We start from the raw sequence: 16,608 nt of genomic DNA on the forward strand, positions 1-16,608 counted from the left end.
GCTCATCAGGAGACGCCCTGGTCGGCGCGGTGCTGCAGGGGGAGCGGGAGAGGGTCGCGCGCAGGGGTGTGCAGCGCGGCCTGCAGCGGGGCCTGCACCGGCGGCTGCGTCGGTCGCCCGGCCTCCACCAGCTCGTACCGCACCTCCAGCGCCGTCGTGTCGTTCACCAGGTCGACCCGGTGGACGCCCACGGAGTGCACGCGGGCACCGAGCAGCCGCTCGAGGTGCGCGACGAGGGCCGTCTCGTCCGTGAAGGCGCGGTCGAGCACCATGTCCTGGCGGCGGTACCGCCGCAGCAGCCGCGGGTGGTCGCCGACGGCGAGGACGAGGACGACCAGCGCCATGAGCGCGACGGACACCAGGACGTCCGTCGTCGCCAGCCCGCCGAGGAGACCCAGCGCCAGGGCCGCGAAGTAGTAGGCGACCTCGTGCTGGCCGAGCTCGGTGGACCGCAGCCGGATGATCGACAGCACCCCGAACAGCCCCAGCCCCAGGCCGGCGCCGACCGTGCTCGTCGCCAGGGCCGCCGACACCGCGAGCACGCCGACGTTGACGGCGAGGAAGGACACGACGAGGTCGCGGCGGCGGTGGCGCGGCAGGTAGACGGCGAAGGCGAGGAGGCAGACGGCGACGAGGTCGGCCGCGAGGAGGGGGAGGCTCATGTCGGGCTCCGGTGGGGCTCGGGGGTGCTGCTGGGGACGGGGACCATGAAGCCCGCGGCGTCTGTGCCGACCCTGTGCCCGGGGTGTGCCGGAGGTACGGACCGGCCCGACCCGCCGCCCGCGTCCGGGGTCGTGTCGGTGCCCCCGTCTACCGTCCCCGGCATGCGGATCCTGCACACGTCCGACTGGCACCTGGGCCGGTCGTTGCACGGCGTGGACCTCCTCGACCACCAGGCGGCGTACGCCGACCACCTGGTGGAGCTGGTCCGTGCCGAGCGCCCGGCGGCGGTCGTCGTGGCGGGGGACGTGTACGACCGCGCGATCCCGCCGGTCGAGGCGGTGGCGCTGCTGTCGGCGACGCTCGCCCGGCTGGCCGAGCACACGGTCGTCGTGCTCACGTCCGGCAACCACGACTCCGCGACGCGGCTCGGGTTCGGCGGGGCGCTCATGCGCGAGCAGGTGCGGCTGCGCACGACGGTGGCGGCGCTGGCCGAGCCGGTGGTGCTGCCCGGGGACGACGAGGACGTCCTGGTCTACGGCCTGCCGTACCTGGACCCGGACGCCACCCGCGCGGCCCTGGCCGACGAGGGGGCGGAGCCGCTCGCGCGCTCGCACGCCGCCGTGACGGGCGCCGCGATGCGCCGGGTGGCGGCGGACGTCGTCCGTCGCCGTGCCGCGGCCCCGGGGCGGCGGCTGCGCGTGGTCGTCGCGGGCCACGCTTTCGTCGTCGGCGGCCAGGCCAGCGAGTCCGAGCGGGACATCCGCGTCGGGGGCGTCGACCACGTGCCGGCCGGCGTGTTCGCCGGTGCGGACTACGTCGCGCTCGGGCACCTGCACGGCCCGCAGCGGCTGAGCGGCGTCGAGGGCACGGTCGTGCAGTACTCCGGCTCGCCGCTGGCGTTCTCCTTCTCCGAGCAGCACCACCGCAAGTCGACGGTCCTCGTCGACCTCGACGCGGCCGGCGGCGTGCGGACGGAGCTCGTCGCGGCGCCCGTGCCGCGGCGGCTGGTGGACGTCCGGGGCTCGTTGGAGGAGCTGCTCGGCGCGGCGGGGGAGCCGCACGTCGACGCCTGGACGCGCGTCACGGTGACGGACGCGCACCGGCCGCCGGACCTGTACGCACGCGTGCGCGCCCGGTTCCCGCACGCGCTCGTCGTGCACCACCGGCCACCGGAGGCCGTCGGGGCCGGCGCCCGGTCCGCGCTGGTGACCGCCGCGCGGGACCCGTGGGAGGTCTCGGCGGAGTTCGTCGCGCACGTGACCGGCTGCGACGCCACGCCGGCGGAGCTGGCGGTGCTGCGGCGCGCGACGGAGGACGTCCTGGCCGCGGAGAGGAGCGCCTGATGCACCTGCGCACGCTGACCCTGCAGGCCCTGGGGCCGTTCCGGGGCCGCCACACCGTCGACCTGGCCGCCCTGGGCGCCTCCGGGCTCTTCCTGCTCGAGGGCCCCACCGGCGCCGGCAAGTCCACCCTCATCGACGCGGTGGTCTTCGCGCTCTACGGCAAGGTCGCCTCGGCGGACGCCAGCGACGAGCGGCTGCGCTGCACCCTGGCGGCCGACGACGTGGAGACGGTCGTCGACCTGGTCTTCGAGGTCGAGGCAGGCCTCTTCCGGGTGCGCCGGACCCCGGCGTACGACCGGGCGAAGAAGCGCGGGACGGGTTCGGTGCGGCAGCAGGCGAGCGTCCGGCTGTGGCGGCTGACGCCGGACGACCCGGACGGGACGCTGGTGGCGAGCCGGCTGGACGAGGCGGGGGCCGAGATCCTCCGCGTCGTCGGGCTGGACCGCGCCCAGTTCGTCCAGACGATGGTGCTGCCGCAGGGGGAGTTCGCGCGGTTCCTGCGCGCCGACCCGGAGGAGCGCCGCGGCCTGCTGCAGACGATCTTCGGCACGGAGGTGTACGAGCGGCTGCAGGCGCGGCTCGTCGAGCTGCGGCGCGAGGCCGACCGGGCGACCGAGGAGGCGCGGAACCGCGTGACGGGCGCGCTGGCGCGCACGGTGGGCGCGGCCGGGCTCGACGAGGAGGCCGCGACCGCGCTGACCACCGCGCTGACCGCCGGGCTGGGCGAGGCTGGTCCCGCGGCGGGCGCCGTGCTCGCCCTGACCGGGCCGCTGCAGGCCGTCGCGACCGGGCTGGCCGACGACGCGGCAGCGGCCGGTGAGGCGGCAGCCGTCGCGGGGGAGGTGCTCGCCGGCGTCGAGGACGCGCTGCACGCCGCCGAGGGCATGGTGGGGCTCGTGCGCCGGCGCACCGACCTGCTGGGACAGCGCTCGGCACTGGAGGCCGAGGAGCCGACCGTGCAGGTCCGGCGCGGGCTGGTGGTCGCATCGCGGACGGCCGGGCCCGTGCGGGGTCCGCTGTCGGCGGCCGACCGCGCCCGCACGGAACGGACCGCCGCCGCCAAGGCCCTCGAGGCCGCCTGCGACGCGGCGCCGGCGGCGCTCCTGACCGCCCTGCGCGACGCGGCGGACGGGGACGGGACCGGGGCAGGCGATGAGCGCGCGGGCGGCGCCGGGCCGGTGGGCGTCACGGTCGGGGTGCTCGCGGAGCGGGAGGCGCGGGCCCGGGCGGTGCTCGGCCGGCTGGAACGTCCCGTCGCGCTGGAGGCGGGTCTGGAGGCCCGGCGGCGCGGCGTCCGCGAGGCGCGGGCCGAGGTGGACGACGCGTCGGCGGTCGCCGCGGCGGTGGCGGTCGCCCTCGCCGCGCGGCCGGAGGGGCGCGCAGCGTTGGAGGAGGCCCGCGAGGCGCTCGCCGACGCACCGGCCGCGCTGGTGCGGGCGGAGGGCGCCGTCGCGGAGGCCGAGGCGCTCGCGCGGGGGGTGCTCGCCGCGGCGGCCGCGGCCGAGGAGGTGGGGGCGGCGCAGGACGCCGTCACGCGGTGCGCCGGTGCTGCCGGGGTCGCGGTGGCGGCCGAGGCGGAGGCACGCACGCGCCGGGTCGCCGGGCTCGCCGGCGAGCTGGCGCAGGACCTCGTCCCGGGCACGCCGTGCGCGGTGTGCGGCGGGCGGGAGCACCCGCTGCCGGCGCCGCTGGCCCCCGACCACGTCACGGAGGAGGACGTCGAGCGGCTCACGGCGGCGCGCGAGCGGGCGGAGGCCCTGCTGTCGGCCGCTGCCGCACGGCTCGCGGAGGTGACGGCCCTCGCGGACGCCGCGCACGCCGCCGTCGGCGGTGCCACGGCCGACGACGCTCGGGAGGCGCTCGCGGCGGCACGTGCCGCGCTCGAGGCGGCGGAGGCGGACCGGGCGGCCCTCCTCCGCGCCGAGGCGGACCTGCGCGAGCACGACGCGCGGACGGAGACGCTGCGGGCGGAGGCGCAGGAGGCCGCCGGGCGGCGGGCCGAGGCGGAGGCAGGGCTCGTCGTCCTCGTCGGCGCGCTGGAGGCCGACGAGGCCGAGGTGCGGGCGGCCCGCGACGGGCACCCGACGGTCGCGGCCCGGCACTCGGTGGCCGCCGCCGAGGTCGACGTGCTCGTCGAGCTCCTCGAGGCCGTGCGGGCGCACGCCGAGGCCGACCGGACGGCGGCGCGCTGCGAGGCCGATCTGGCCGCGGCGCTGCTCGCCGCCGGTCACGGCGACGAGGCCGCCTGCCGGGCGGCCCTGCTCGAGCCGGAGGAGGAGGAGCGGCTCGACGCGCAGGTCCGCGCCCACGAGGCACGCCTCGCGGCCGTGACGGCGGCGCTGGCCGACCCCGAGCTCGCCGCCGTGGCCGACCTGTCGGCCGACGCCCTGCCCGACCTGACCCTGCTCACGGCCGCCCGCGCGGAGGCGCGGTCACGCGCCCGGGACGCGGCCGGCCGGGCGCAGGCCGCCGCGGACCGCGTCGAGGCGTTGCGCCGTCACGCCGACGCGCTGACCGCCGCCGCCGCTGACCTCGACGCGGCGGTGGCCGCGGCGGCCCCCGTGCAGCGCCTGGCGGCGCTGGCGTCCGGGACCGGCCGGGACAACGCGACCGGCCTCTCGCTGGCGACCTACGTGCTGGGGCGCCGGTTCGAGGACGTCGTCGCGGCCGCCAACGAGCGGCTCGCGGTCATGTCCGACGGCCGGTACGCCCTGGCCCGGTCCGAGGAGCGCGAGGACGTGCGGACGCGGCGCACGGGGCTTGCCATGAAGGTCCTCGACCACCGGACGGGCGCGTCCCGCGACCCGCGGACGCTGTCGGGCGGGGAGACGTTCTACGTCTCGCTGTGCCTGGCGCTGGGGCTGGCCGACGTGGTGTCGGCCGAGGCGGGCGGCATCCGGCTGGGCACGCTCTTCGTCGACGAGGGCTTCGGGTCGCTCGACCCCGGGACGCTCGAGGGCGTGCTGGCCGAGCTGGGCCGGCTGCGGGCCGGTGGACGCACGGTGGGCGTCGTCTCGCACGTGGAGGCGCTCAAGCAGGCGGTCGCGGACCGCATCGAGGTGCGGCCGTGCGGCGACGGGTCCAGCACGCTGCGGGTGCTGGCCGGATGAGCGGGAGGGCGTGTGCCCGGGAGCGGCGGCTACCAGGTCCAGCCGCGGGAGACGAGCTCGGACTCCTCGCGGAACCGCTCCGACTCGTCCATCGGACGCCGGCGGTCGACCTCGATGCCGGCGAGCCCGCACGCCTCGGCGAGCAGGGCGTCGTAGGCGAGCTGGCACGCGAGCAGGCGCGTCGTGCGGGCGTAGGCCGTGGGGTCGTCCTCGAGCTCACGGACGTTGCTGACGACGGCGCTGAGCCGGGTCTGCAGGAGCAGCGCGTCGAACGGGTCGAGGGCGCCGCCCTCCTCGCCCTTGGCCCGGCCGTTCATGGGGCCGTCGAGGAGCGCGACACGGTTGGTGCCGGACCCCTGCTGGGGCAGCACGGCCGGCGTCCGCGCAGGGGCGGACGAGCGGCGGTCGGCGTCGTGTCCCGTGGGGACGAGCATCCACACGAGCCACAGCACCGAGGAGGTCACCATGGTGACGACTAGCAGCAGCACCCACGTCATCGTGTGTCCTTCGTTCGGCTGGGAGCACGATGCTACGTGACGTACGCCTCACTTGCGAACAGAAGCGGACACCCCGGGCGTACCGCTGGGGGCGACCTGCGGGGCCGTCGCGCGGAGCTCGGGCGCCGGGAAGCGCTCGCGGGGCCGCTGACCAGCGGTCCTGCCGTCGTTCTCCGGCGGGCGAAGGAAACGGACGCACGATCCACAGGGACGGGACGGGGACGGAAACATGAGCGCCCGGGCTGCTGACGGGCGACGAGCCGGCCGCTGGGCGGTGCTCGTCGCCGTGCTGGTGCTCGTCGCCGTGGTGCTCGGCGGGCTGTGGTGGGCCGACGGCTGGGCCGGTCGGCGGGTGCGCGACGGGGTGGCGCTTGCCGTGGCCGAGGCCGTCCCCGGCGCTCGCGGCGAGCCCGAGGTCGTCGTGCACGGGTGGCCCGTGCTCACGCAGCTGGTCGCCGGCCGGCTGGAGCGGGTCGACGTCCGGCTCGACGGCGCGACGCTCGACGGCGTCGACGTCACGGACGTGAGCGGGCGGCTCCGCGGGGTCAGCACGGGCGTGGCCCCCACCGCGGAGGACGCCGTCCTGCACGCCACCGTGCCGGTGGCGTCGCTGCAGGCCCTCGTCGACGAGCAGGTGGACGTGGACACCGAGCTGGCCGTCCGGGACGGCGCGCTGACCGCCGACCTGGAGGTCCTGCGGCTGCCCGTCCGGGTCGAGCTGGGCCTGCGGGTCGAGGACGCCCGCCTGCTCGTCGACGTCGTCGGCGGCACCGTGGCGAGCGCGCGGGTGGACGTCGACGACCTCCCGGGCGTCCTGGCCAGCCGGGTCCAGGGGCTCGAGGTGCCGGTCGCGGGCCTGCCGGCCGGCCTCGCGCTGACGGACGCCGAGGTGGTGGCCGACGGCGTGCGGGTCCGTGCGGCCGGGACCGACGTGGTCCTGACGGCGTCGTCGTGAGCGCCGAGCTCGCCGCGGTGCCGCGGCCCGCGCTCGGGCTGGCCGTCGCGGCGCTCGTCGTCCTCGTCGTGTCCTGGGGTCCGGCGTGGCGCGTCGCCCGGCACGGCGTGACGCTGGTCCACGAGGCGGCGCACGGCGCGGTGGCGCTGCTCGTCGGACGGCGGCTGGCCGGGATCCGGCTGCACTCCGACACGTCGGGGCTCACGGTGTCGGCGGGCCGGCCGCGCGGGCCGGGGATGGTGGCGACCCTGCTCGCCGGGTACCCGGGTCCGGCGCTGGTCGGCCTCGCGGCGGCGCGGGTGCTGGCGGAGGGTCGCGCCGCGCTCGTGCTGTGGGGGCTGCTCGTCGTCGTCGTCCTGGTGCTGCTCGTCGTGCGGAACCTGTTCGGGCTGTGGACGGTGCTCGTCGCCGGGGGGCTTCTCGTCGCCGTCACCCAGCAGGCGTCGCCCGAGGTGCAGGGGGTCGTTGCGCACGCGCTGACCGGCCTCCTGCTGCTGGGGTCGGTGCGGGCCGTGGTGGAGCTGGGCCGGTCGCGGCGGCGGCTGCGCGGCGGCCGGCGCCAGGACACGTCGGACGCCGGGCAGCTCGCCGGGCTCACCGGCGTCCCCGGCACGCTCTGGGTCGCCTTGTTCGGGCTGGTCTGCGTCGGGTGCACCGCGCTGGCGGCCACGTGGCTCTGGGCGGCGGCGACCGCGTGACGCGGCGGGAGAGGACTCAGCCCGCGACGACGCACCGGTCGAGCCACCGCGCCATGGCGTCCCGCTCGGCCGGCGTGACCCACAGGCCGTACGCCGCCTTCACCCGCACCTGCCGCAGCACGTACGCGCACCGGTACCCGGTCTGCGGGGGCAGCCACGTCGCGGCGTCGCCCGCGCCCTTCTGCTGGTTGGCGGGCCCGTCGACCGCGAGCAGGTTCGCCGGGTCGTTCGCGAAGGCCTCGCGCTGCTCGACCGTCCAGCCCTGGGCGCCCTTCTGCCAGGCGTCCGCCAGCGCCACGACGTGATCGATCTGGACCGCCGCGGAGTCCGGGCCGCGGCGGAAGGTCAGCGTGCTCCCCGTGTAGGGGTCCGCGAGCGTCCCGGCCACGACGACGCAGGCGTCCTCGGGGTCGGTCCGCACCGCCTCCAGGTCGCGCGCCAGCACGTCGTCACGGGTGCGGCAGCCGTTGCCGTCGACGTCCGCCCACGGCTCGCCGAACCGGGCGCGGTCGTAGCCCTTGCTCGGCGCGCGCCCCTTCACCGCCAGACCCTCGAGGGCGGACCGCCCGGCCGCGAGGTCCTGCGCGGTGACGGGGAACCGGGCCGCCTGCTGGGCCTGCGTCCACACCGGCGTCCCGGCCCCGACCGCCACCGCGACCGCGAGCAGCACGAGCAGCGGCACCCATCCGGGCAGATGCCAGCGGCGTCGTCGGCGGGGTGGCCGGGTGCCCGGTCGAGGGGTCCCTCGGCGGGTCCTCGCCACGTCCACCTCCCGCTTCACCTCGCCCGCGCTGGCACGCACCTCGCACGCACCTGGCACGCACCTGGCACGCACACCGCACGCACCTCGCACGGGCACCCCACGACGTGCCCCGGGGATGCCCCGAGCCGGGCAGCAGGGTGCCACCCGCGGCACGGTCCGCCGGTCGAGCCCTGCGGCGTGGCGCGCCGCCCGGGTGGGGCGGGGCTGGGGACGGCTCGATCAGCGACCGGCGGCGCGGCGCAGCGGGGCGAGGAACCGCCCGACGGCGGAGCGGGAGCGCTGCGTGGGCAGGACCGGGAGGGTCGGCGTCGCGTCGGTGGTCGGCGTGGCGTCGGCGGACCGTTCGGCGGCCTGATCGGTGGCCGGGTCGGGGGTCCGGGTCGAGGACGCCGGCCCGGCCGTGCCGGTACCGGCGCCGGCGTCGGATCGGGCCAGCGCCGCGCGCTCCCGCCGCGCCTGCGCGTGCATGCGGTGCGGCAGGTCGGCGGTGGACAGCATCGGGCCGTCGGGACGGCGGACCAGCGCGCGGACCAGGGCGTCCGTGACGGCGCGCACCTCGTCGGGCCCGAGCCGCGCCGGCAGGGCGTGCAGGATGCCCGGCAGCTCGTGCGTTCCCACGACCGCCACGCCGCGGGTGCCGCCGACCAGCGGGTACAGCTCGTGCGGCGACCGCTCGTCGGGCACGCAGACGGCCACGCGGACGAGGTGCCGGAACCGGGCGTCGAGGAGCGAGGTGATGACGCTGCCCGCGCGCTGGACCGCGCCGCGTGCGGCGTCGAGCCGGCGCGCGGCGAAGGGCCCGCCACCGGTCGCGCTCACCACGACGACGACGCCGCCCGGGCCCACGACGATGCACTCGGCCGCCGCGCCCGGCAGCTCCGCCACACGCGGTCCGTGCAGCACGGTCCAGCCCTCGAGGCGCCGCGTCGGCACCGGGGCCCCGTGCAGGTCGTCCATGGTCATGATGCCTCCCTGCCGCCTCCATCGGCACGGGTGCGGGCCGACCTGAGGCCCGGGGGACGCGGGTCTCTAGCGCTTGCCGCCCTTCGCGCCCTTGGGCGGCTTCGTCCCGGCCTTCGTCCGACCGGTGGTGGTCTTGGTGGCAGGCGCGGTGGTGGGCGCGGTGGTGGGCGCGGCGGTGGTGGCGGGCTCGGCGGGCAGCACCTGGCGCTCGACGGCCGCCCACAGGGCCGCGAAGGCGGCCGTCGCCGGGGAGCGCGGCGCGAACGTCACCAGCGGCGCCCGGTGCACGCCCATCTGCTCGACCGCGGTCGCCGCGGGCACGACGACGTCCAGCACGTCGGGCCGCCCTCCCGCCAGCTCCCCCACGGCCTGCCGGTGCGCGGTGCGTCGTCGGTCGACCATGGACAGGAAGGCGAGCACGGGCACGGGCCGCGGCGCGTCGGCGACCAGCTCGAGCACCTGCTCGAGCGAGCGAAGCGCCAGCGGGGACGGCGGCAGCGGCACGACGAGCGCGTCCGCGGCCCGCAGCACGTTGCGGGCGACGAGCGACGCCGCCGGCGGGCAGTCGAGCACGGCGAGGTCGTAGCGGTCGCGGACCGGCTCGAGCGTCTCCTCGATGCGGCGCCCCGACCGTTTGGCGGCGTCGAGCGCGAGGTCCAGGTCGCGGTAGGTGGCGTCGCCGGGCAGCACGTCGAGCGTCTCCCACGCGGTCTGCCGGATGGCCGACGCGACGGTCGACCGGCCCTGCACGAGCGCCTCGGCGCCGCCCTTGAGCCGCGGCTTCACGTCGAGCAGCCACGTCGCGCCGCCCTGCGGGTCGAGATCCCACAGCAGCACCTCCCGGCCCGCCGCGGCGGCGTGGGCGAGGTTGACGGCCGCCGTGGTCTTGCCGACCCCGCCCTTGACCGACCACACCGCCACCGTCCGCAGCCGCCGACCGCTGCCCGTCGTCCGCCCTCGTGCCACGCCCGGCCTCCGTCCGTCGTGCGGCCCCTCGCCCCTGCCCGCGGTCCGCGGCGCGCCGCCCCGGTCGGGTGCGGTCGTGGCCCGAACCGTACCGAGCCGCCGCACGCGTGGTTCGATCGCGACGACGTGCCGCGACACAGGACCCGAGGAGATCGCCCTGCTGCCCGACCCCCTGCCCGCCACACCGCCCGCCACACCGCCCGCCACACCGCCCGCCACACCGCCCGCCACACCGCCCGCCACACGGCCCGCCACACTGCCCGACGCCGTCCTGCTCGACCTCGACGGCACCCTCGCGGACTCCGAGCCGCTGTGGTCCCGGGCCACGGCGGAGCTGGCCGCCCGGCACGGCGCGCCCTGGGACGACGCCACGGACGGCCACCGCATCGTCGGGTGGGCGATCCCGGACATCGCGGCGCTGCTCGTCGCGCGGGGCGTGGCACTGCCGTCCCCCGTGGTCGAGGAGTGGCTCAACGACCGCGTCGCCGCGCTCATGGGGGCCGAGCCGCCGTGGCGCCCGGGTGCGACCGCGCTGCTCGGCGCCCTCGTGGACGCCGGCGTGCCGACGGCGCTCGTGACGATGACCTACCGACGGCTGGCGACGACGGTCCGCGACGCGGCGCCGCCCGGCGCGCTGGCGGTCGTCGTCGCCGGCGACGACGTGCGCCGCGGCAAGCCCGACCCCGAGGCGTACCTCACGGCCGCGGCGACCCTCGGCGCGGACCCGGCGCGGTGCGTGGCGGTGGAGGACTCCCTCACCGGCGTGACCGCCGCGCTCGCCGCGGGCGCCCTCACGTACGCGGTGCAGCCCGCCACGGTCCTGCCCGCCGCGCTGGCCGACCACCCGCGGGTGCGGCGGGTGGACGGGCTGCCGGCGGTCGCGGCCGCGCTGGGGCTCAGCGCGGCGGGACGGTGAGGTGCTCGAGCAGCTTCTCGACGAGCATCCGCTGCCGCCGCGGGGTGATCGCGTCCCCGCCGAGCGCCGCTGAGGCACGCAGCCCGACGAGCAGCCACAGCGCCTCGTCCACCACCGTCTCGTCCGACTCGGCCGTGCGCACCTCGCCCCGGGCGCGGCCCTCACGCAGGTGCTGGTACATCCGCGTCCGGCAGCGCTGGTGGTGCCCGGCGAACAGCGCCGCCACGGCCCGGTCCTGCGTCGCCGCCTCCCAGAAGGCCGTGACGACCCGCGCCTCGAGGCGGCGCTCGTCGTCGAGGGGCAGCAGCTCGACCCACTGCCGCCGCAGCGCCTCGAGCCCCGTCGTGCCGTCGACCGCCGTGGCGACGCGGGCCTCCGCCCGCTCGAACGCCTGCCGGCACGTGGCGTGCAGCAGCTCGTCCTTCGTCGGGAAGTAGGGCTTGACGGCCCCGTTGGCGAACCCGGTGACCTCGGCCACGCGGCGCAGGGTCACGGCGGCGAGCCCCTCGTCGAGGATGAGCCGGCCCGTCGCCGCCACGAGCTCGTCGCGGCGGCGGTCGCGGTCCACCGTCCTGGGCACGGTCGCCTCCCCTCGGTCGGGGCAGCGCTGCCCCGCCGGCGGCCGGGAGCGCGCCCCCGTCGTCCGCGCGCCCGACGGTAGTGGTCCGCGGCGTCCCCCGAGGCCGGCGCGGACGGGTCGTCCGTCACAGCGGGCGCTCACGCCGGACGCCGCGCCGCCGATGGGCTGACGGGCCGGCCGGCCCGCCGCCGCCCGCCGCGAGCGGCGACCTGGGACGGGGGACGCGTGCACGACGAGACGGCCGCCGCTGCGGCGCCGCCCGCGCCGGAGCCGGTGCCCGCTCCCGTGCCCTGGGCCGACGAGGTGCTCGGCGTCCCCCGCCGGCACCCGCTACGGGACCTCGACGCGGTCCGCTCGGTCGTCCTCGACCTGCCCGACGAGGGCCGCGACCTGCTCGACCGCCTCGCCGAGGGCCGCCGCGTGCTGCTCGTCGCCGGCGAGCCCGCGAGGGGCGAGGGCGTGTGGCGCGTGCTCCCGCCGCCCGCGACGGCAAAGCCGGTCACCACGCCCGGTGTCACGCCCGTGCCCGTCGACGAGCCCCCGGGCGACCCGCTCGAGGCGCTCGCCCGGGCGGCGGCGGCCGCGGACCGGCGCCTCGACGGCGCGGAGCTCGTCCTCGCGCTCGGCCGGCTGTCGGACGCCGACGACGCCCCCGGCTGGTCCGTCGCCGCCGGCGGGAGCCGGCTCGGCCGCACCGCCGCCCTGCTCCTGCCCGTACGGCTGCACCCGTCGCCCGAGGCCCCCGACGCGTGGGAGCTGCGGTGCGAGCCGGGCCGTCCCGCCCGCCGCAACGCCGCCGCGGGCCGCGCCGTGGCCGCCGAGCACGGGCCGCTCGCCGCCGCGCTCGCCGACCCCGCCCCCGTCCCGGTGACCCGGCTGGCCGGGGTGCTCGACGAGGTCCTCGCCGCCGCGACGCCACCGGTGCGCGCGACCCGCGCCGCCGAGCTCGCCCTCCTGCCGCTCGCGCCCCTCGAGGACGCGGCAGCCCTCCGAGCGCTGCCGCTGCCGGTCGCGGGGCTGAACCCGCGCGGGCCTCGCCCGGGGGTCGAGGTGCTCGAGACGCCCGCCGGGCCCGGCGGCACGCGCGCCGTGGCCGGCGTGCTCGTCGCCGCGCTCACGGCCGGGACGCCGGTGACGGTCGTCGCCGGGCAGGACGCGGACCTCGACGACCTCGCGACCCGGCTCGAGGCCGCGGCCCTCGGACCCTTCGTGCTCGCGCTCACCGGGCGCGGCGCCACCGCGGGGGGGCTGCGGGACCGGCTGCGCAGCGCGGGGCGGCCCCCGGCGGCGCTGCTCGAGGGCGTCACGGCGGACGCCGCGGAGCACGCCGCGCTCACGGCCTGCCTGGCGCGCGACGACGCGGCCGGGCACCTGCCCGGCCCGGCCGGCGTGGCGCTGTGGGACGCGTTCGCGGCGGTGCTGCGGCTCGAGGCGGAGCTGCCTCCCGAGGCGGTCGCGCTCGAGCCGGCCCTGCCCGTCGGCGACCCCGCGCGGCGTCCGGACGCGCTGCCCGCGCTGCGGTCGACCGTCGCCGACCTGGCGGAGGCGCTCGTGGCGGGCGGGGACCCCGACGCGTGGGTCGCCGAGCACCTCGCGGGCACCGGGGCGGTCGACCTCGACCGCGTCGCCGTGGCGGTCACCGGCCTGCTCGCCGCCGACCGTGCCGTCCGCGCCACGGGCAGCGCGCTGGCCGACCTCGTGGACGCCCCGCGCGCGCTGGTCGACGTCGCGGCGCACCTCGGGCTCGTCGCCGCGTGGCTGGACGCGCGCGCGGCCGGGCGTCCCGTCGCCGCGTCGGCGTGCGTCCGGACCGTCGACGACACCTGGCACGCCGCCGCGTCCGCCGCGCGGGCCGCGCTCGCCGGGGTCCGTTCCGCCGGGAGGGAGCTCGTCGGGCCGGACGGCCCCGTCGGCCCCGGTGCGCTCTGCCTCGACCTCGACGTCCTGGACGCGACCCTCGTCGCGACCCCGGAGCGGCGCTGGTGGCCCGAGCGGGACCGGCGCCGGCGCCGGGCCGCGGTGCTCGCCGCGCTCGCCCCGCACCGTCGGCCGGACGTCGCGCTCGAGCCCGACGACGCGCCCGGGCTCGTCGAGGCGCTGCTGGCGCTGCGGGACGCCGCGAGCGAGGTCGTCCGGCGGGTGGCCGCGGTCCCGGGGACCGTGCTGCCCCCCGGGTGGCAGCCCCTCGACGACGCCGCCGCCGACGCCCTGCTCGCCGACCTCGACCTGCGCGCGGCCACCGCCGCGCTGGCCACGGCACCCGGCGTCGGCCCGGGGGCCGTCGACGCGGCCGTGCCGCCCGGGCCGGCGGAGGCGCGCGCGGCGGCGGAGGCGGTCCGCGCGCTCGCGGCCGCGTGGTCCGCCCTGCCGGCCGCGCTCGGCACGGACCTGGCGGGGCTCGCGAGGGCGTGCGGCGACCGGCCCCCGGCCGCGGTGCTGACCCACGACGGTCCGCGGTGGGCCGACGAGGTCGCGGCGGGCCTGCCCGGGCTGCGGGCGCGCGCGGGCCTGCGGCTGGCCCGGGCGGCGCTGCCCGACGAGGTCGCGGCGGTCCTGCTGCCCGACGGGCCCGGGGGCCGGCGACGCGCGCGGGTCGCACCGGAGCACCTCGTGGGCACGCTGGAGCTCGCGGCGGCCCACGCCGTTCTCGACGAGCGCCGGGCCGCCCTGGACCCGCGCTCCTCGGGCACCGCCGTGCTGCGGCCGGCCGAGCGGGCGGCCGTCGTCGACCGGCTGGCCGCCCTGGAGCTCGCGGAGCGGTCCGCGGCCCGGGCGCGCGTGCCGCTGCGGCTGCTCGCGGCCCTGCCGGAGGAGGCCCGCGTCGCCCTGGCCGACGGCCTCGTCGCCGACCTCGCGGCGGCCGTGCCGATGCGGCCCCTGTGGGCCTTCCTCGCTGCCCGCGGCGACGACCTGGCGGTGCTGCTGCCGGCGGTGCTCGTGCCCCTGGACCTGCTGGGCCGTGCCCTGCCGCTGCAGCACGAGGACGCGGTGCTCGTCGTGGAGGACGCCGGCCGGGTGCCGGCGGCGCGGGTCGCGGTGGCCGCGTCGCGGGCGCGCCGCGTGCTGCTCGTCGAGCGCACGGGAGGGGCGCCCCCCGACCCGGCCAGCGCCCTCGTCGTCCTCGGCGCCGGTGCGTCCCCCGTACAGGACGGCGGCGGCCCCCGGCGGCCGGAGCTGCGGGCGGCCGGCGGCGGCCCGGCCTGGGAGCGGCACCGGGCGGCCGTGGCCGCCGCGCTGGTGGCGGCGGGCCTCGTCGTGCGCGACCCGGCCGGTCCGGAGGGGACGGTCGCGGACCTCGTCGTCGGACGGGCCGACGGGTCCGGGGTCGCCGTGCTGCTCGACCGGCCGGCGCCCGGGGCGCCCGCCGGCAGCAGCAGCGGCGACGTGGCGCTGTCGGCCTGGCTGCAGGGCCGTGACGACGGGGGCTCCTGGGCCGCGGTGCGCACCGTGACCGCGGCCGCGTGGCTGACCGTCCCGGACGGTGTCGTCCAGGACGTGGACGCAGCGCTGCCCCCGGTGGCGGGATCCGCTGCACGTCACACGATGAAGTGATGACAGACAACACCGCACCCGACCCGCGCGAGGCCCACCCCGGCACGGAGGCCCAGGACGCCGAGACCATCGCCCACCCGGGTCTCACCGGCGACATGCCCTCCGAGCCCGACCACGGCGAGGAGAGCTACGTCGGCCACGGCAAGCTCGACGGCCGCAAGGCCCTCATCACCGGCGCCGACTCCGGCATCGGCCGCGCCGTCGCCATCGCCTTCGCCCGCGAGGGTGCCGACGTGGCCATCTCCTACCTGCCCGAGGAGGAGGAGGACGCGAAGGTCACCGCGTCCTGGGTGGAGAAGGCCGGCCGGAAGGCCGTCCTGCTGCCCGGGGACATCCGCGACGAGTCCTTCTGCACGCAGCTCGTCGAGAGCGCCGCCTCCGGGCTCGGCGGCCTCGACGTGCTCGTCAACAACGCCGCGTACCAGATGGCGCAGCCGGCGGGCCTCGAGGACATCACCACCGAGCAGCTCGACCGCGTCTTCAAGACCAACCTCTACGCGATGTTCTGGATCACGCGGGCGGCCCTGGCGCACCTCGGCGCGGGCTCGACCATCGTCAACACGAGCTCCGTGCAGGCCTTCCAGCCCAGCCCGCCGCTGCTGGACTACGCCACGACGAAGGCCGGCATCCTCAACTTCACGAAGGGCCTGGCGGAGACCCTGGCCGAGAAGGGGATCCGCGTGAACGCGGTGTGCCCCGGCCCGATCTGGACCCCGCTCATCCCCGCCACGATGCCCGAGGAGAAGGTCGACGAGTTCGGCGGCGACACGCCGCTCGGCCGCGCCGGCCAGCCGGCGGAGATGGCCCCGGCCTACGTCTACCTGGCCTCGCCGGACTCGAGCTACGTCACCGGCGACCGCATCGTCGCCACGGGCGGCAAGATCGTCTGACCGGACGGCGGCCGGGACCCGTCACGCGTGACTCGTCGCGTGACCCGTCACGCGAAGCGCGACGGGTCCCCGGCCCCCTCCCGCACGACCTCGGGCGACCCGCCCGTGAGGTCGACGACCGTCGTCGGCGTGGTGCCGCAGTCGCCCGCGTCGACGACGGCGTCGAGCACGTCGTCGAGCTCCTCCTTGATCTGCCAGCCCTCGGTCATGGGCCACTCGGCCCCGGGCAGGAGCAGCGAGGAGGACAGGATCGGCTCGCCCAGCTCGGCGAGGATCGCCTGCGCCACCGGGTGCTGCGGGATCCGCACGCCGACGGACCGCTTCTTGGGGTGCGCCAGCCGTCGCGGGACCTCCGGCGTGGCCGGGAGGATGAAGGTGTACGGCCCCGGCGTCGCGGCCTTGATGGCCCGGAAGGCGCTGTTGGACAGGTCGACCATCTGCCCGAGCTGCGCGAAGTCCGCGCACACGAGCGTGAAGTGGTGCTTGTCGTCGAGGTGCCGGATGCGCCGGATCCGCTCCGCGCCCCCGTGGTTCTCCAGCCGCGCGCCGAGGGCGTAGCAGGAGTCCGTCGGGTACGCGATGAGCGCGTCGTCGCGGAGCTGAGCCACGACCTGCGAGATCGCGCGCGGCTGCGGGTCCTGCGGGTGCACGTCGTAGTAGCGGGCCACGACGCCCACGCTAGGCCGACGCGCGCCGGGCGCCACCGCGAGGG

Annotated in this window: 14 protein-coding genes; 7 read left to right on the plus strand and 7 right to left on the minus strand. The window is 78.6% G+C overall.

From position 1 onward, the window contains the following. Positions 1-5: 5 nt before the first annotated feature. Complete coding sequence (locus tag AC2TDM_RS00470) at positions 6-662, minus strand: DUF4956 domain-containing protein (protein ID WP_484635466.1); 657 nt, start codon at positions 660-662, stop codon at positions 6-8. A gap of 162 nt (positions 663-824) precedes the next feature. Between AC2TDM_RS00470 and AC2TDM_RS00475 the strand changes: the two genes are divergently transcribed. Both AC2TDM_RS00475 and AC2TDM_RS00480 read left to right on the plus strand, forming a co-directional pair. Then, the gene (locus AC2TDM_RS00475) at positions 825-2,006 is read left to right on the plus strand and encodes an exonuclease SbcCD subunit D (protein ID WP_484635467.1); all 1,182 of its coding nucleotides are present in this window, start codon (positions 825-827) and stop codon (positions 2,004-2,006) included. Next, on the plus strand, positions 2,006-5,116 hold the full coding sequence (locus AC2TDM_RS00480) for an AAA family ATPase (protein WP_484635468.1): 3,111 nt from the start codon (positions 2,006-2,008) through the stop codon (positions 5,114-5,116). Before AC2TDM_RS00475 ends, AC2TDM_RS00480 begins: the two co-directional genes overlap by 1 nt. A gap of 29 nt (positions 5,117-5,145) precedes the next feature. On the opposite strand, the gene AC2TDM_RS00485 is transcribed toward AC2TDM_RS00480, so the two are convergent. Next, entirely contained in the window at positions 5,146-5,613 is a 468-nt protein-coding gene (locus AC2TDM_RS00485) for a hypothetical protein (protein WP_090032187.1), read from the minus strand. 229 nt (positions 5,614-5,842) lie between these two features. Between AC2TDM_RS00485 and AC2TDM_RS00490 the strand changes: the two genes are divergently transcribed. Next, positions 5,843-6,568 carry an LmeA family phospholipid-binding protein gene (locus AC2TDM_RS00490; RefSeq protein WP_090032189.1) on the plus strand — a complete coding sequence of 242 codons (726 nt, stop codon included), beginning with the start codon at positions 5,843-5,845 and terminating at the stop codon, positions 6,566-6,568. Further along, positions 6,565-7,266, plus strand: a complete 702-nt coding sequence (locus AC2TDM_RS00495; protein ID WP_484635469.1) for a M50 family metallopeptidase — start codon at positions 6,565-6,567, stop codon at positions 7,264-7,266. Before AC2TDM_RS00490 ends, AC2TDM_RS00495 begins: the two co-directional genes overlap by 4 nt. Positions 7,267-7,282: 16 nt before the next feature. Here AC2TDM_RS00495 and AC2TDM_RS00500 read toward each other — a convergent pair whose 3' ends face one another. The 3 genes from AC2TDM_RS00500 to AC2TDM_RS00510 all read right to left on the minus strand — a co-directional run bounded on the left by AC2TDM_RS00500 (position 7,283) and on the right by AC2TDM_RS00510 (position 9,958). Next, positions 7,283-7,948, minus strand: a complete 666-nt coding sequence (locus AC2TDM_RS00500; RefSeq protein ID WP_239078725.1) for an HNH endonuclease family protein — start codon at positions 7,946-7,948, stop codon at positions 7,283-7,285. 300 nt (positions 7,949-8,248) lie between these two features. Further along, on the minus strand, positions 8,249-8,992 hold the full coding sequence (locus tag AC2TDM_RS00505; RefSeq protein WP_139224363.1) for a hypothetical protein: 744 nt from the start codon (positions 8,990-8,992) through the stop codon (positions 8,249-8,251). A 66-nt stretch (positions 8,993-9,058) separates the two neighbouring features. Continuing rightward, on the minus strand, positions 9,059-9,958 hold the full coding sequence (locus AC2TDM_RS00510) for a ParA family protein (RefSeq protein ID WP_484635470.1): 900 nt from the start codon (positions 9,956-9,958) through the stop codon (positions 9,059-9,061). 76 nt (positions 9,959-10,034) lie between these two features. Here AC2TDM_RS00510 and AC2TDM_RS00515 point away from each other — a divergent pair, with 76 nt between their 5' ends. Next, positions 10,035-10,874: an HAD family hydrolase gene (locus tag AC2TDM_RS00515; protein WP_484635471.1), complete on the plus strand. Its 840-nt coding sequence runs from the start codon at positions 10,035-10,037 to the stop codon at positions 10,872-10,874. Here the strand turns inward: AC2TDM_RS00515 and AC2TDM_RS00520 are convergent. Then, positions 10,855-11,454 carry a TetR/AcrR family transcriptional regulator gene (locus tag AC2TDM_RS00520; RefSeq protein WP_484635472.1) on the minus strand — a complete coding sequence of 200 codons (600 nt, stop codon included), beginning with the start codon at positions 11,452-11,454 and terminating at the stop codon, positions 10,855-10,857. The two genes, AC2TDM_RS00515 and AC2TDM_RS00520, sit on opposite strands and share 20 nt — an antisense overlap. A gap of 225 nt (positions 11,455-11,679) precedes the next feature. On the opposite strand from AC2TDM_RS00520, the gene AC2TDM_RS00525 reads away from it, so the two are divergent. Together AC2TDM_RS00525 and AC2TDM_RS00530 are read left to right on the plus strand one after the other, a co-directional pair. Continuing rightward, positions 11,680-15,006: a hypothetical protein gene (locus AC2TDM_RS00525; protein ID WP_484635473.1), complete on the plus strand. Its 3,327-nt coding sequence runs from the start codon at positions 11,680-11,682 to the stop codon at positions 15,004-15,006. Beyond that, complete coding sequence (locus AC2TDM_RS00530; RefSeq protein ID WP_090032201.1) at positions 15,006-15,896, plus strand: SDR family oxidoreductase; 891 nt, start codon at positions 15,006-15,008, stop codon at positions 15,894-15,896. The genes AC2TDM_RS00525 and AC2TDM_RS00530 overlap by 1 nt, the downstream gene beginning before the upstream one ends. 47 nt (positions 15,897-15,943) lie before the next feature. Here the strand turns inward: AC2TDM_RS00530 and AC2TDM_RS00535 are convergent, their stop codons facing one another. Further along, positions 15,944-16,564, minus strand: a complete 621-nt coding sequence (locus AC2TDM_RS00535; protein WP_090032459.1) for an L-threonylcarbamoyladenylate synthase — start codon at positions 16,562-16,564, stop codon at positions 15,944-15,946. Positions 16,565-16,608: the final 44 nt, after the last annotated feature.

It is taken from the genome of Cellulomonas sp. plas2, assembly GCF_057221735.1.